Source organism: Vibrio sp. 10N.239.312.D08, from assembly GCF_041466145.1.
GTDB lineage: Bacteria > Pseudomonadota > Gammaproteobacteria > Enterobacterales > Vibrionaceae > Vibrio > Vibrio crassostreae_C.
The window spans coordinates 63,812-77,818 of sequence record NZ_JBFSSD010000020.1 but is presented as its reverse complement, the minus strand read 5'-3'; the positions used below and the strand labels follow the sequence as shown (position 1 = coordinate 77,818).

Genomic DNA, 14,007 nt, shown 5'->3' with positions numbered 1-14,007 from the left:
GGGTTACTGACTTATGAAGTATGACCTTACCATTTTGGTCTACGGCATGAAGACTGAAGTGGTTTTTAGCTAGGTCGATACCGCAGAAATAAGAATAATCAGACATGGTGCCTCCGATGCATTTAAGTACCACATAAGTGTGGCAGATCCTCGGTAAGGGGAATCCATGTCATTCGTTGATACCGCAATCAATCATCTAACCTTTTCATAGCTTTACGGTAAACATCGCTACGTTCGCGTTTTCCGACTGCTAAGACGGTTACAATGATGACATCGTCTTCAACTTTGTAGACGAGACGGTAGCCCGATTGGCGCAGCTTAATCTTATACATGTTGTCAGCTCCAGAGAGTTTTGAAGCCGGAACATGCGGGTTATCTAAACGCTCGATTAGCTTTTTCTTAAATTGTTGTTGAAGCGTTGAGCCAAGCTTTTTCCACTCTTTGAGTGCACTCTTTTTAAAGTCGAGTTTATAGGTCATCAATATTTACCGAAATACTCTCTTCAGATTCACGCTCTTTCGCAATAGTTAGTAGTTCAAGATCTTCGAGTCTGTCCATCATCATTTCGTACGCTTCGGCTGGTACGCAATAAAATGCTGGCTCATTTCGGTTCAGTACAGCAACAGGTTCACCGTAAGCACTAGTTGCAACTTTCATAGGGTTAGCTTTCAACTCAGTAATGCTTGCAGCAACATCGGCTAAAATTCTAGTGGTCATTTAATGGGTCTCTTAAGTGGTCTTTATTTTGGTCATTTTAGCCTCAATCAAGCGGTATAACAAGTTGCTTAAGAGTGATTCGCAACACGTGGCATTTTTACTATGCGTTGGTTTATGTGTTTAAGGTATTATGCGGAGGCTAAGGTATTGGTTTGCTCACACCTTAGCAAGGCGTAAAGTGTCGATATCTTGGGATAATAGTTCTAGATATCTAATTCAGAATAGCTGCGTAAACCTTAATTTAGAGGCTCTTGAACCATGGTATTACTTATAGTTTGGTTGGCTATTTGGGTTTCTTCAGTCAAGCCACTTGCTTCTGTCGCCCGACGAACATACCGCATTAGAGTACAAAGTAGTTCGAATGGTTGGAAAAGTATTTTGTTTTCTATATTGGCTCACCTTACCTTTGTTCAACTATTTAGCTTTCCTGTAGATAGTTGGTTTTACTGGGTACTTCCAGTACTAAATGTTTTGTTTGTTATGCACATGCTCTTGCTCTTGGATTTGGTTCTAGATCGTTATAGTGTGGTTGATACTTCACGTTTTACCCATCGTTCAATTGCACCTTTTTTGGTGTCATGTAGTGCATTTATTGCAATGCTTTTCTACTCAGCTTATCTCAATGATGCAATACTAAGGGGAGTATGTATTGCTGCTCTCTCAATAGGTTTGACAGGGTTTCTAGTAACTTATAGAAATGTAAAATAGGGTCATACAGCTAACAGAGTATTTTAGGTTGATAAGAATCAACCCAACCAAACAGGGCGCCAATAACGGCGCCCTTTGTGTTAGTTGGACACGCTGTAAGTGTCGTAATTGCGAAGTAAGAAGATTGCGATACAGGCTGCGAGCATTGGCCAAGAGGCGAAGAACAGTAGGTTGTTGAACGGGTCCATGTATTTTCCAAAAGAGGAAAAGGTTGAGCCTGCATGAAGGACTAAAATGGCTCCGTAGGTGTACTTTTTCCACATGCCTACAACGAATGCGCCTAAAAATCCGAGCTGCGCGACACCCAGAGCCATCATCGCATTGTTCGAGATGTCGATGCCGTAAAAGCCAGACAGTACTTTTGTCGCGTGCTCAGGGATAAGGATCTTATCTAAGCCCCAGAACAAGAAGACGATAAAAATGCCGATTCTCAGCAGTAGTAGGCTAGTCGCCAGTTTGGTTTGAAGTGTCTTTTCCATGATATCCCTTGTGATGCATTCAATGATGCGATGGTTTAAATGTTCATCAAAGGAGACCCATAGCCTTCGCATTTTCTTTCGTTGTTTTTTAGTGCCTTATGTAACAAGGAATGTCTGGTTGGTTTGTTCCTCAACGTTATCGGACTCAAAATGCTGCTGCCTGAGTAAGCTGACAGTCAGGTTTATCGGCATCGGCTTATAAAAATAGAAGCCTTGGATATAGTCGACACCGAGCTTAGATAAGATTTTCACTTGGGATTCATACTCGACACCTTCGACGATGACTTGCATGCCTAAGGAGCGTGATAGTTGAAGCATGGACTCTAGCAAAGGGAGACCAAAGCTGGATTCGTCGGATATGTTTTTCACAAACACGCGATCGATTTTGAGAATGCTGAACGGGAACTGTCTTACGAAATCTAACCCTGCGTAGCCTGTACCAAAATCATCAATCGCGACTCTGACGCCCCTGTTCGATAGCTTGGTTAGGTTGTCTCTAATTTTGACCATGTCGGCATCAGAACATTCACCATATTCGGTTACTTCAAAAACCACCTGCTTGAGGATCTCAGGGTGTCTTTTAAAGATGCTGATCACCTTGTTAGAGAAGTTACTGTTGGACACGACGTTGCGGCTGATGTTGACGCTGATGTACTTCGATTCGAACACGTCTTGATTGCTTTTCAACGTCATTAATACTTTACGTAGCACGAAGTAGGTGAGCTCCTCAATCAAGCCTAAGCTTTCAGCAAGCGGAATAAAAATAGCCGGGGAGACGTTACCTTCAATTGGGTCGTTCCATCGTAATAGTGACTCACAGCCGACGATCTCATTGGTGTTTTGGTTAACGATAGGCTGCATGTGAACATGAAGGTGTTGGTTTTTTAGCGCACTTGAAAGCGAATATTCTAAGCTGCGTTGGCTCTGCTTTTTATGTTTGATGGAAAGGAGAATAATGGTGGTGATTCCGGCCATCAAAAAGCCAAACCATAAATAACTCAACATGAAGTGAAGATAAAACTGATACCCAATGTATGAGGTGATGGTCAATGGGTAGGTGTTTGATTGTATCCGCACCTTGGCGATTGATGAGTCAATATCGGTAGGGTGGATATCTCTTTTGATCACTTCAACTTTGGCCTGTATTCCATGGCTGCTCAGGTTTGTTTCAACAAGGTCATAGATGAAGTGTGGCGGAATCATCAGGCTCACTCCGGCATCTTCTTTGTTCGAGAAAATGAGCATGATGGACTGAACTTGCGTGATGGCCGAGTTGGAATACGACAGGGTCGTTAAATTCGGGTCGTCATTGAGCCGCTGCCTGATGGTGCTGTATAGGCGAAATGAAACGTCACCATCGGTGGTTGAACAGTAAAATCGGTTCTCTTTATTGAATACAGCTGCTTCTTTTACCCAATCGGCTTCAAAAACGTTTTGTCGAAGCTGTCTAACGATCGCGTCGCAAGACTGTTCAGGTCTAACTTCAGATAAAAAACGGTCGAACCTTGATTGGATCCCTTCTAACCTGGTTTCGACTAACCTTGATGTGTCTTCGGTTAATGTTTGGTAGTGATGCGGTGTAAAAGGAATGAGCATTGCCATGGAAAAAAAGAAAGAAATGGCAAAGTAAAATGAAGTCTTGGCAATGTTTTGGTACTTGATATCCATAGTTGGAGAAGCGTTACCGATTTATGTGAGCATTCGATTTAATTTATAAAGTTAACGATTACGTAGCAATATAAATAATTAATATTGTGAATGCAGGCACGAATTATTGATATAAATAATATGTTTTCTAGTTTTACCAGCAAAATCTGAGCGTTATCTCATTTATTTGAGTTGGCGAGGCGTCATTTTTGATGATTCATGCGGATAACAAATGCTTATATCCTGATAAGTTTTGTTGTTATTTGGCCGGCGGAATGAGCTGAATGAGCTAAATATTGAGCCACGTTTAAATAAATAGAGTCACGACTCGATTCGTTTTGGTGGTGACAGCATAAAGGATGATTATGACAAAACTGATATCGGCACTCATAGCGCTGTGCTTCTCATTCTCTGCGTTGGCCGACGAAGGTGTTGTTGATTGCGAGAATGCGATGAATACCATCGAGATCAATCACTGTGCGGCAATTGAGTTGGAATCTGCACAAGCGGAACTGGATAAATACCTTGCAGCCAGCTTTGAGCACAATGCTTATGATGCTGAGCTGGTGGCGTCAATTAAGAAGGCTCAGGAGAGCTGGCAGGCGTACATGACAGCACATTGTGATTCTGTGTACACCCAATGGCGTGATGGTTCAATACGAGGCCTTATGGCGCTTTCTTGCAAGACGACGTTAACCAAGCAGCGCACGCATGAGGTGTGGGCGAATTTCTTAACCTACATGGACAGCACGCCTCCGGTTTTACCAGAGCCTAAAATAGCGCCGTAGGCAGGTTTAAAATACGTACAGGACTGTGCACCTGCTTCAACCTTTGGCGGGCGAATAAGAAAACGATCGGGGATTGCCTTACTCTTTCGTTCTTAGTGCTTAGTCTCCCGCTTGAGCATTACAGCTTGAAGTATTACCTAGCAAGGAATCGATTGTGAGCAATGTCAGTATCACGCTTATTCAGCTTGAAGTTGAATACAAAAACAAACAAAAGAATATGGATTCGGTCTCTGATCTTTTGCAAGCGAAGTCGTCAGTCGGTGATATTACTTTACTGCCTGAACTGTTCACGACTGGGTATATTTTTAATGAGGCTGAAGAAATTCATGAATTGGCGGAAGACTTCGCCGACAGCATTACGATTGATTCATTAACGCAGCTTGCAGCGAAGCATCACACCTTGATTGTTGCGGGTATTGCCGAGAAAGATAGCGGCCAATATTACAACAGTGTGGTGGTTGTGGATGCTTTCGGCTTACGACACAAATACAGAAAAATCAGTCAAACCAAATTCGATAAGCAGTATTTATCGAGAGGAGAGGAACGCCTCACGTTTGAGCACAAAGGCTTAAAGTTTGGTGTCGCGATTTGCTTTGATATTTGGTTCCCGGAGATCATGAGAGCGTATCAGTCGGTCGACGTTATTCTTCACCCTGCCAATTTCGGCGGGCAGCACAGTTTTGCTATTGCTCAAGCAAGGGCTTTAGAAGAGGGATGTCATGTGGTGACGTGTAATCGGGTTGGACAGGATGTGGTTGATGCGTTTACCGCGACCTATTGTGGTGGAAGCCGAGTCTACTCACCCAAAGGAGAGTTAATGCTTCAGCTCAACGACAAGCAATCTATAGAAACTGTGGGTATTCAAGATCTCTCGATTGCGCCGCAATACAATGGTATTGATGTGTTAGACGAAATACAGCAAATCGCATCTGTGTTGAATCGCTAAGAAGATAAGTGAAGTGCATTAGGAGCGAAAAGGGCAAGGTTTTTTAACCTTGCCCTTTGTTGTTTAGATCTCTAAGAAGGCGCTTTAAATGGCTTTTACGCTGCTTCGTTCAACAAGAGTAGGTTCAAGTTCAACGACTTGCGGATAAGCATCTGGAGTTTGTAATCTGCTCAAAAGCGTATCCACTGCGGTTTTACCTAAACGATGTTTTGGCTGGTGGACAGTGCTTAACGCGGGTGTCATGTACTTAGACAAGTGGATGTCATCGTAGCCAATGATAGATAGGTCATTCGGAATCGATGTGCCATCTTGCGCCGCAGCGTGAATCACGCCCATCGCCATCATATCGTTACTGACGAACAAGGCAGACGGCATTTCGCCACGACTTTTCAATGTCTGATAAGAGTCAAAACCACCGTCACATTCAAAGTTGGATTCAACAATCCACTTAGGGTTGATCTCTAAATTGGCTTCTTCCATTGCTTGCTTGAAGCCTTGATAACGAGACGAAGCTTGATTACGGTGCAGTGGGCCAGTGATACAACCAATTTGAGAATGACCGTTATCTATCAAGTGCTTAGTTGCCATGTAGCCACCTCGGTGCGAGTTGTCTTGGATCTTATCGCTCGCAAACAACATAGGGCCCCAATCCATGACTACAACAGGCAGTTCTGGGTAGCGCTCGAATACATCGATATGTTCGCCTTCAAGGGTAGAACACATTAGCATCAGGCCATCGACTCGCTTTTGCAGCAAGGTATCGATAGAGGATTTCATGCGTTCGCTATCGCCTTCGGTGTTACACAAGATAAGGTTGTAGCCTTTTTCGTAGCAACGACGTTCCACACCTTTTACCACTTCGCCAAAGAATGGGTTGGTGGATGTGGTCACTAGCATTCCCAAGGTTTTGGTTTGCTTCATTTTCAAGCTGCGAGCCAATGCAGAAGGCGCATAGTTGAGTTCTTTAGCCGCACTGTTAACACGCTCAGCAATCTCTTCACTGACAAAGCGTGATTTGTTGATCACGTGGCTCACGGTAGAAGTCGAAACCTTTGCGAGCCGTGCGATGTCTTTCATTGTTGCCATAAAAAATCCTTGTGGGAATAACCTTCCACGTTGGGCGATATTCTGCCTGAAAACAGGGGCTTATTCTTGTTATTTGTTGTTACCGAATTTGAAGGCTAACATCCGTTAACCACGGTTTAGCTCAGAAGTTAGGCCTTCAAATAGGTATCAAACTAAGCAGACAGTTGCTCTGCCAAAAACGCATCGGTTTCAGCACGGCTTGGAATCGACGTTTGAGCACCAAAGCGTGTCACAGAGATAGCAGCTGCAGCATGAGCAAATTTAATCGCACGCTCAAGTGGCATATCTTCAAGCAAGCCTGTCACCAACGCGCCGTTAAAGGTGTCACCTGCGGCAGTTGTATCTGTTGCTTCAACACGGAAACCTGCGATTAATTCACCTTCGCTGGCTTCATTGCCTTGACCGCGATGACTCACCCACACGCCTTTCGCGCCTAGCGTGATCATTACCGTTTCTATGCCTTTAGCATGCAGAGCCAACGCAGCCTGATGAGCAGACGCGTTGTCCGTCACGGTAATGCCTGTCAGCACTTCTGCTTCAGTTTCGTTCGGTGTAATCACGTCAACACAAGCAAGCAGTGAATCCGATAATGGACGAGCAGGAGCCGGGTTTAGAATGACTTGCGTGCCACTCTCTTTTGCTACTTTCGCAGCGTATTCAATGCCTTCAATTGGCGTTTCAAGCTGAGTCAGCAAGTATTTAGCGCCGCGAATCTTCTCTAGATGCGGCTCGATTTGATCGCAAGTCAGCTTGTCGTTCGCTTCCGCAGAAAGACAAATGCTGTTTTCGCCGGTTGCTGATACTTGGATCATCGCAATGCCAGTCGGCGTGTTGTCCGCAACGATCACACTGTCGATGTTGATACCATCTTTAGCAAAATCTTGACGAATGTTGACGCCAAATGGGTCGTCACCAACACAGGCGATGAAGCCAATGTCTGCGTTTAATCTTGCTGCCGCTACGGCTTGGTTTGCGCCTTTACCGCCAGGGATGACCTGATAGTTACCGCCAATCAAGGTTTCACCCGGACGAGGGAACGAAGGAACTTGCAGTACGTGGTCAGCGTTAACGCTACCTAAAACAATCAGTTGAGTCATGATACGAGCCTTATGATATATCGTATTTGAAAATGCATGGGTCTTTCTCATGGTGTTAAGTGCGCTCTCTTTTGTGAGCGGAATGAGAAACAGCGATGCACTGTCGGGGTTTGCTTTTGTTTGAGTCAGCGAGCCAATCAAAGCAGGGAGATAGGGAACTCCCTGCTTTATATCGCGTTACCTAGTAACGATTACTTAGCGATGATTTTTAGAGGTACTGGTACGTACTCGTCTACTGTTTCGCCTTTCAGTACTTTGTCTGCCATTTCGATACCTAGAGAACCGATTAGGTCAGGTTGTTGTGCAACTGTAGCGCCTAGTAGGCCGCGGTTAACAGCAGCGATGCCGTCGTCTGTGCCATCAAAGCCAACGATCATCACTTCTTTACCTGACGCTTGAACTGCGCGAAGTGCACCTAGTGCCATTTCATCGTTTTGAGCAAATACTGCTTGTACATCTGGGTTAGCAGCAAGCAAGTTTTCCATTACGTTCAGACCTTTAGTACGGTCGAAATCAGCAGGTTGGCTTGCAAGAAGCTCAAGGTCGCTGCCGTTTACTGCATTCATGAAGCCTTCACCACGTTCACGAGCTGCAGAAGTACCAGCAATACCTTCAAGTTGGATTACTTTCGCTTTTTCGCCCACTTTTTCCATGATGAAGTGACCTGCCATTTCACCACCGATTACGTTATCAGAAGCGATGTGGCTTACTACGTCACCACGGCTTGCACCACGGTCTAGTGTTAGTACTGGGATGTTTGAACGGTTAGCCATGCGAATTGCGTTAGACACGGCGTCTGAATCTGTTGGGTTGATCAGGATTGCCTTAACACCACGAATGGTTAGATCTTCAATGTTCGACAGCTCTTTGCTTGGGTCGTTTTGAGAATCCAGAACGATAAGCTTGTAGCCTAGCTCTTCCGCTTTCGCTTCTGCGCCATCTTTCATGGTTACGAAGAATGGGTTGTTCAATGTAGACAGAACGATTGCCATTGTATCTTGCGCCTGTGCAGACACAGATACCGTTGTAGAAAGAAGAGCAGCAGAAATAAGAGTCGCTAATTTTTTCATGGTGTAAGTCCTTTGTGTAGGGTGAGCTAGGAGGTGAGTCCTAGCTCGTAGTTACATTATTTATAGATTCTAATATTTTAAGGTAAAACAAACTGTTACTTTTATTAAACTAGAGTGTTACTTGTATTAACCTAGAGTGTGAATAGGTTTTATTTGTTTTTGTTGTCGACCAATACTGCCAGAAGAATAACCACTGCTTTTGCAATCATCTGGTAGTAAGAAGATACGTCTAATAGGTTTAGGGCGTTGTTTAGGAAGCCGATAATCAGAGCACCAATCAATGTGCCCATGATGCGACCACGACCGCCGGCTAAGCTTGTTCCGCCAAGAACTACGGCTGCAATGGCGTCTAATTCATAACCCATACCTGCGGTTGGTTGAGCTGATGATAAACGCGATGCCACGATGATGCCTGCCACCGCTGCTAACAGACCACAGATTGCGTAAACGCCGATTTTTACTTTGTCTACGTCGATGCCTGATAGGCGAGTTGCAGATTCGTTGCCACCCAATGCGTAAACGTAGCGACCAAAGCGAGTGTGGTTAAGTAGGTACCATACCGCTGCGAATACCACGACCATGATCCATACTGGAACTGGGATGCCCATTGCGTAGCCTGTACCGAACCAAGCGAATGCGTCTGCTGTGTCTGTGAAGCCAGTTGAAATAGGACGACCGTCGGTGTAAACCATGGTCACGCCGCGCAATAGAGTCATAGTCACAAGTGTTGCGATGAAGGCTTGAACCTTACCCTTGGCGATAATCACGCCACTGATTGCACCTAATGCTGCACCTGCTACAAGAGCGGTTGGCACTGCGATCATCACTGGGATTTCCATGCCAATCATGCTGGCTGCGAATGCACCACAAAGTGCCAGTACAGAGCCCACACTCAAGTCGATACCCGCGGTTAAGATAACCAGCGTCATACCTACAGCGATAATTGCGTTAACCGAGGTTTGGCGCAGAATGTTTAGGATGTTGTCGACAGTAAAGAAGTTCGGGTTTAAGAAAGAAACGACAACAATCAGGAAGAGCAAAGCAATCAATGACTTTTGATCAATCAGCCACTCTTTGCTGATTAACGGTTTTTTCTTTGGAGCTTCAGTTGTTTTGCTCATGGTTTTAGTACTCATGCTGCGTCCTCGTTGATCTTTTTACCGACCGCACACGCCAGTAATAATTCTTGGTTTGCTTCTTTAGCATCAAATTCACCGCTTACACGGCCTTCATGCATCACCATGATGCGGTCACTCATTCCTAACACTTCTGGCATTTCAGATGAGACTAAAATGATGCTCATGCCGTCGGCTTTAAATTTATTAATGAGTTGGTAAATCTCTTTCTTAGCACCGACATCGACACCGCGCGTTGGCTCGTCGAGAATCAGTACTTTTGGTTTGGTCATCAAGCCCTTAGCGATAGCCACTTTCTGTTGGTTACCACCAGAAAGGTTGCCAATAATCTGTTCGCGCGTCGGGGTTTTGATGTTGAATAGCTTGATGAAGTCATCTACTGCAATCACTTCGTCTTTATGTTGGATTTGACCGCTCTTTGTTAGTAGGTCTAGTGAACATAACGACATGTTTTCTTTAACAGAAAGCCCTAGAACTAAGCCATCGCCTTTACGGTCTTCAGAGATGTAAGCAATGCCATTGGCCAAGCCGTCTTTCGGGCTTACAGGGTTGATGGTTTTATTTTCTAGGTTGATGACGCCGCGTTCACTTGGAAGGGCACCGTAAATCACTTTCATCAGTTCAGTTCGGCCAGCACCCATTAGGCCAGATACACCCAGGATTTCACCGCGTTTTAGCGTAAAGCTCACATCGTGAACACCAGAACCCGTCAGGCCAATCACTTCAAGACAAGTTTCACCATGGCTCTGGCCGATACGTGGATATTGTTCGTCTAACTTACGACCAACCATCATTTCGATTAGGCCATCTTCGTCGGTGTCTTTTACTTCACACTGACCAATGAACTTACCGTCACGCAGCACGGTGATGTCATCACAAATCTCGAAGATCTCTTTCAAACGGTGAGAGATGTAAACAATGCCACAGCCTTCATCGCGCAATTCGTTAATCACCTTAAACAGAGATTCAGTTTCGGTATCGGTTAGCGCATCGGTTGGTTCATCCATGATGATGACTTTAGATTCAAACGATAGGGCTTTCGCAATCTCTACCATTTGCTGCTCACCAAGGCTCAACTGACCTAGAGGCGTTTTCGAGATGTGTTTCACGTTAAGGCGTTTAAGTAGCTTGTCTGCTTCTTGGTACATCTCGTTCCACAAGATACGACCCATGGTGCCAGTGATTTCACGACCTAAGAAGATGTTCTCGGCGATGGTCAACTCAGGAATTAGATTCAGTTCTTGGTGAATTATGCTAATGCCTGCTTGTTGAGAATCACGTGGCCCTTTAAATGCAGCAGGTTTTCCTTGGTAGGCGATAGTGCCGCCGTCCAAGTGATAAATACCTGTCAGCACTTTCATAAGCGTGGATTTACCTGCACCGTTTTCACCCATTAACGCCATTACGCGTCCTGGGTAAACGTTGAGGCTTGCCTGATCCAGTGCTTTCACACCAGGGAAGGCTTTCTCAATTGAGCTAAGTTCTAAAATGGCTTGAGTCATGTCGGTTCCTTTACTCGGGGCCAGTTGTATTTGGTTGTGTCTATCTTTTTTCAGCAATGACGCTGGACTGTCGTTGCGTTTCGCATGAGCTAAAAGGTTACGCCAGCTTGGAAAATAACATTTGCGTATGGTGTGCACTCACCGGTGCGAATTACCGCGCGGCTTTCATGCGTACGCTGTTTGAATTCTTCATGAGTGATGTAAGTAATCGAAAGCGATTTGCCACAACGCGCTTCTTCTGTCTTGATTAAATCAATCAGCGCAGCGTGGTGCTCTGGGCTTACTTTCGCAAACTCTTCTGCAATCACAACGCCTTCGATTTGAGATTCATCCAGCATGGTTTTTACCGTTTGCTGAAAGCTTGGGACACCGTGAGTCAAAGCAAGATCAATACGAGTTACGTGGTCTGGAATTGGTAAGCCCGCGTCACAAATCGTGATTTCATCTGTGTGGCCAAGAGTCGCCACTAGGTAAGAGAGTTCAGAGTTTATTAGAGTACTTTTTTTCATATCACGACCTATCGAAAAATAACGCTTGATGGGTTGAGAACAACTCAAGAAAAGCCATCGAAACGTTTCGATAGTGATAATAGTGTCTGATTTATCATTTGCACGTTTGATTGTTTTAGAGTGTGATAATGATCATCGAAACGTTTCGATGGGGCGTTTTTTGGTGATCTTAGTCACCGCCATTGATTGCATAAATCCTTTTACGTGGGTTCAATCGATAGCGCATATCCGAACTTACTAATGGTAATGATCTGGACGTTGGATGCTCTTAATCGCGCGAACACATTGCGTAGGTTATAGACTACGTTTGCAAGAACATGTGGTGACGAGAGTTGTCCGTCCCAACACACATCAACAATATGCTCTCTTGAAATCGGTCTTCCCACATTTTCCAATAACAAGCAGAGCACTGCTAATAGGCGAGGGCGCAAAGTGATTTTGTTTCCTTGCTGGTTGGTAATCGTTCGAGCGTCGATATCAATGATTAAGCCGTTGAAGTCTATTGTGTGGTTCATCGTGTTTTCTGTTCGTCTTATTCTAAATTGTGGAGATTGAGCAAATTGGCCTGCTGTTGGAGCGGGTAATTATTTAAGTGTGCTAATGGTCGAAGTGGGCGGGTTAACTGACACGATCAAAGAACCTATTACTTTTAAAGCCGAAGACAATACTTACCGATTAATTGCTGGTTACAAATTTAACCGCATTGTTTCGGTTGAAGCTCAATACACAGATTTTGGTGATATAGCCCTGAAAACGAAATCTGGTAATAAGGTTTTCACTTGGACACCTCAAATCTTTTCGGTAACGGCGAACCTCGGTTACACGTTTGATAATGGCATTCGTCCATTTGGCACTATCGGTCTGTCGACTATTGATCTAGACATGAAGCTTGCTGATGGCTCTCGCCCGTCAGGAGATGGTTTTGATGATTCGGGAGATGGCATCCGTATGGGTGTTGGTGTTGAATACACGCCACCTACAATGTCTTCGTTGAGCTTTCGCTTAGCATACGAAGCCGATGCTTTTGATATCGAAGATTACGAAAACGGACACAAGACAGAAGATACTGTTGTTCTGGATTCTTTCTACTTAGGCGCAATGTACACATTCTAAGTTTCATACTTTGCTAAACGGTAAATCGGTTTCTAAATGGGGCGTCGGTTAGCTCAACCCGTTTAGCTAAAGTGGAAGGCCGCAGTTTTTGACTGCGGCTTTCTTATGTTTAACTCTAGGCTTCACGAATATGAGCGGTAACAGACACGATGGCATGGTCGGTACTGAATTGGTCGTGTTCAAAACTAGGATTAATCAGGTGATGGTCTAACACTGTGTAGCTAGAGATCTCCATCAAACTAGACGAGTTCTGACAATCAAACTCGTTCGACATCAAAATGTAGTCCAGTACAGATCCAGAAGCGCCGTAGTAATGGGTTGGCTTTCGCTGTTCAAGCAAGTCTTCTTCATGCAGTTGATGGTAAAGATCCCAGCTGTCTTTCAAGCGAAAGTGGGATAGCCAATGCTTGCTGTTTTCGTCTCGGTTGATTGAGTAATTCAACAGCCCTTTAAACTCATCATTAAACAGTGGCTTATTAAAGTCACCCATCAACACAACAGGTTGCTCGGTTTGGTAGCGCTGATTGGTAATGTATTGATGAAGCATCTGAGCTTCTAGACCGCGTTGGACACTTGATAGCCAAGAGCCAAGCTGTTCTTGGTGAAAACGAGTGAGCGTGTCACTTTGTGGTTTTGCACCTTGCTGAGTGTTGTCCGCATCGACAGATTCTGCTTTTGGCTCTGTCGGACGTTGTGATTTGAAGTGCACCACATAACAGTCGGTTGAACCTAAATGGGGTAACGTAATCGTCGCGTGAACAGGCGTTCTGTTGAATGAGAATTTGTCGTCAAGGTTGAATGCTTTCAGTAACTTCGAATCTGGCGTAACAGGCTGCACGTTTTCAATCGGGTAACGGGAAGCGATCCCAACGACTGGTGAGGTGTATAGGTAATCATCTTCAACGTTGGCGCTATCGACCACTGCAAAGTATGGATAACCTAGCTCGTTCATCAATAGCTCTAAAGATTGCGGGCTAAATATCTCTTGGAAGCCAATCACATCGCAATCTAATGAGCGAATCGCTTCAGCCATCCAATGTTGCTTCTTCTGCCATTCTTCGAAGCTGTAGATGTTCTCAAAATCATAATAAGCATTCGGTGGCTCGAGATAGTTCAGAAGGTTGAACGTTGCGAATGTTATTTGGTTTGGTTTGTTCAAAGTGTCATTCCATTTAGACCTAGGCTGCAAGGATACTCCAGTAAAAGTAT

General features: G+C 44.6%; 15 protein-coding genes and 1 pseudogene. 3 read left to right on the top strand and 13 right to left on the bottom strand.

Annotation, left to right across the window (positions count from 1 at the left end):
* The 5 genes and pseudogenes from AB6D58_RS12705 to AB6D58_RS12685 form a co-directional block, all read right to left on the bottom strand.
* Nucleotides 1-106, bottom strand: a pseudogene (locus AB6D58_RS12705) (IS110 family transposase); the annotation flags it as partial.
* Between the two features lie 82 nt (nucleotides 107-188).
* The gene (locus AB6D58_RS12700; protein ID WP_005377002.1) at nucleotides 189-479 is read right to left on the bottom strand and encodes a type II toxin-antitoxin system RelE/ParE family toxin; all 291 of its coding nucleotides are present in this window, start codon (nucleotides 477-479) and stop codon (nucleotides 189-191) included.
* Nucleotides 469-717, bottom strand: coding sequence for a type II toxin-antitoxin system Phd/YefM family antitoxin (locus AB6D58_RS12695; protein WP_004730320.1), 249 nt, complete (start codon nucleotides 715-717; stop codon nucleotides 469-471). The genes AB6D58_RS12700 and AB6D58_RS12695 overlap by 11 nt, the downstream gene beginning before the upstream one ends.
* Nucleotides 718-1,505: 788 nt before the next feature.
* On the bottom strand, nucleotides 1,506-1,904 hold the full coding sequence (locus AB6D58_RS12690; protein ID WP_372157434.1) for a hypothetical protein: 399 nt from the start codon (nucleotides 1,902-1,904) through the stop codon (nucleotides 1,506-1,508).
* Nucleotides 1,905-2,000: 96 nt separating this feature from the next.
* Nucleotides 2,001-3,572: an EAL domain-containing protein gene (locus AB6D58_RS12685; protein WP_372157432.1), complete on the bottom strand. Its 1,572-nt coding sequence runs from the start codon at nucleotides 3,570-3,572 to the stop codon at nucleotides 2,001-2,003.
* A gap of 344 nt (nucleotides 3,573-3,916) precedes the next feature.
* Here AB6D58_RS12685 and AB6D58_RS12680 point away from each other — a divergent pair, with 344 nt between their 5' ends.
* Both AB6D58_RS12680 and AB6D58_RS12675 read left to right on the top strand, forming a co-directional pair.
* Nucleotides 3,917-4,339: a lysozyme inhibitor LprI family protein gene (locus AB6D58_RS12680; RefSeq protein WP_372157430.1), complete on the top strand. Its 423-nt coding sequence runs from the start codon at nucleotides 3,917-3,919 to the stop codon at nucleotides 4,337-4,339.
* A gap of 154 nt (nucleotides 4,340-4,493) precedes the next feature.
* The gene (locus AB6D58_RS12675) at nucleotides 4,494-5,285 is read left to right on the top strand and encodes a carbon-nitrogen hydrolase family protein (protein ID WP_372157428.1); all 792 of its coding nucleotides are present in this window, start codon (nucleotides 4,494-4,496) and stop codon (nucleotides 5,283-5,285) included.
* Nucleotides 5,286-5,369: 84 nt separating this feature from the next.
* Here AB6D58_RS12675 and AB6D58_RS12670 read toward each other — a convergent pair whose 3' ends face one another.
* The 7 genes from AB6D58_RS12670 to AB6D58_RS12640 all read right to left on the bottom strand — a co-directional run bounded on the left by AB6D58_RS12670 (nucleotide 5,370) and on the right by AB6D58_RS12640 (nucleotide 12,200).
* Entirely contained in the window at nucleotides 5,370-6,371 is a 1,002-nt protein-coding gene (locus AB6D58_RS12670; RefSeq protein WP_372157426.1) for a substrate-binding domain-containing protein, read from the bottom strand.
* Between the two features lie 152 nt (nucleotides 6,372-6,523).
* The gene (gene rbsK / locus AB6D58_RS12665; RefSeq protein WP_372104335.1) at nucleotides 6,524-7,468 is read right to left on the bottom strand and encodes a ribokinase; all 945 of its coding nucleotides are present in this window, start codon (nucleotides 7,466-7,468) and stop codon (nucleotides 6,524-6,526) included.
* A 191-nt stretch (nucleotides 7,469-7,659) separates the two neighbouring features.
* The gene (gene rbsB, locus AB6D58_RS12660) at nucleotides 7,660-8,538 is read right to left on the bottom strand and encodes a ribose ABC transporter substrate-binding protein RbsB (RefSeq protein ID WP_017060856.1); all 879 of its coding nucleotides are present in this window, start codon (nucleotides 8,536-8,538) and stop codon (nucleotides 7,660-7,662) included.
* A gap of 149 nt (nucleotides 8,539-8,687) precedes the next feature.
* Nucleotides 8,688-9,674, bottom strand: a complete 987-nt coding sequence (rbsC, locus tag AB6D58_RS12655) for a ribose ABC transporter permease (protein ID WP_017068492.1) — start codon at nucleotides 9,672-9,674, stop codon at nucleotides 8,688-8,690.
* Entirely contained in the window at nucleotides 9,671-11,176 is a 1,506-nt protein-coding gene (rbsA, locus tag AB6D58_RS12650; RefSeq protein WP_372157424.1) for a ribose ABC transporter ATP-binding protein RbsA, read from the bottom strand. The genes rbsC and rbsA overlap by 4 nt, the downstream gene beginning before the upstream one ends.
* Nucleotides 11,177-11,265: 89 nt before the next feature.
* Nucleotides 11,266-11,685, bottom strand: coding sequence for a D-ribose pyranase (gene rbsD / locus AB6D58_RS12645; protein WP_017060853.1), 420 nt, complete (start codon nucleotides 11,683-11,685; stop codon nucleotides 11,266-11,268).
* A gap of 200 nt (nucleotides 11,686-11,885) precedes the next feature.
* Nucleotides 11,886-12,200, bottom strand: coding sequence for a winged helix-turn-helix domain-containing protein (locus AB6D58_RS12640; protein ID WP_017060852.1), 315 nt, complete (start codon nucleotides 12,198-12,200; stop codon nucleotides 11,886-11,888).
* 85 nt (nucleotides 12,201-12,285) lie between these two features.
* Between AB6D58_RS12640 and AB6D58_RS12635 the strand changes: the two genes are divergently transcribed.
* On the top strand, nucleotides 12,286-12,798 hold the full coding sequence (locus AB6D58_RS12635; protein ID WP_372126725.1) for an outer membrane beta-barrel protein: 513 nt from the start codon (nucleotides 12,286-12,288) through the stop codon (nucleotides 12,796-12,798).
* Between the two features lie 115 nt (nucleotides 12,799-12,913).
* Here AB6D58_RS12635 and AB6D58_RS12630 read toward each other — a convergent pair whose 3' ends face one another.
* On the bottom strand, nucleotides 12,914-13,957 hold the full coding sequence (locus AB6D58_RS12630; RefSeq protein WP_372073216.1) for an endonuclease/exonuclease/phosphatase family protein: 1,044 nt from the start codon (nucleotides 13,955-13,957) through the stop codon (nucleotides 12,914-12,916).
* Nucleotides 13,958-14,007 lie beyond the last annotated feature (50 nt).

Coding starts and splice junctions, on each gene's coding strand:
- AB6D58_RS12700 (WP_005377002.1), bottom strand. CDS start 479: ATGACCTATAAACTCGACTTTAAAAAGAGTGCACTCAAAGAGTGGAAA.
- AB6D58_RS12695 (WP_004730320.1), bottom strand. CDS start 717: ATGACCACTAGAATTTTAGCCGATGTTGCTGCAAGCATTACTGAGTTG.
- AB6D58_RS12690 (WP_372157434.1), bottom strand. CDS start 1,904: ATGGAAAAGACACTTCAAACCAAACTGGCGACTAGCCTACTACTGCTG.
- AB6D58_RS12685 (WP_372157432.1), bottom strand. CDS start 3,572: ATGGATATCAAGTACCAAAACATTGCCAAGACTTCATTTTACTTTGCC.
- AB6D58_RS12680 (WP_372157430.1), top strand. CDS start 3,917: ATGACAAAACTGATATCGGCACTCATAGCGCTGTGCTTCTCATTCTCT.
- AB6D58_RS12670 (WP_372157426.1), bottom strand. CDS start 6,371: ATGGCAACAATGAAAGACATCGCACGGCTCGCAAAGGTTTCGACTTCT.
- rbsK (WP_372104335.1), bottom strand. CDS start 7,468: ATGACTCAACTGATTGTTTTAGGTAGCGTTAACGCTGACCACGTACTG.
- rbsB (WP_017060856.1), bottom strand. CDS start 8,538: ATGAAAAAATTAGCGACTCTTATTTCTGCTGCTCTTCTTTCTACAACG.
- rbsC (WP_017068492.1), bottom strand. CDS start 9,674: ATGAGTACTAAAACCATGAGCAAAACAACTGAAGCTCCAAAGAAAAAA.
- rbsA (WP_372157424.1), bottom strand. CDS start 11,176: ATGACTCAAGCCATTTTAGAACTTAGCTCAATTGAGAAAGCCTTCCCT.
- rbsD (WP_017060853.1), bottom strand. CDS start 11,685: ATGAAAAAAAGTACTCTAATAAACTCTGAACTCTCTTACCTAGTGGCG.
- AB6D58_RS12640 (WP_017060852.1), bottom strand. CDS start 12,200: ATGAACCACACAATAGACTTCAACGGCTTAATCATTGATATCGACGCT.
- AB6D58_RS12635 (WP_372126725.1), top strand. CDS start 12,286: ATGGTCGAAGTGGGCGGGTTAACTGACACGATCAAAGAACCTATTACT.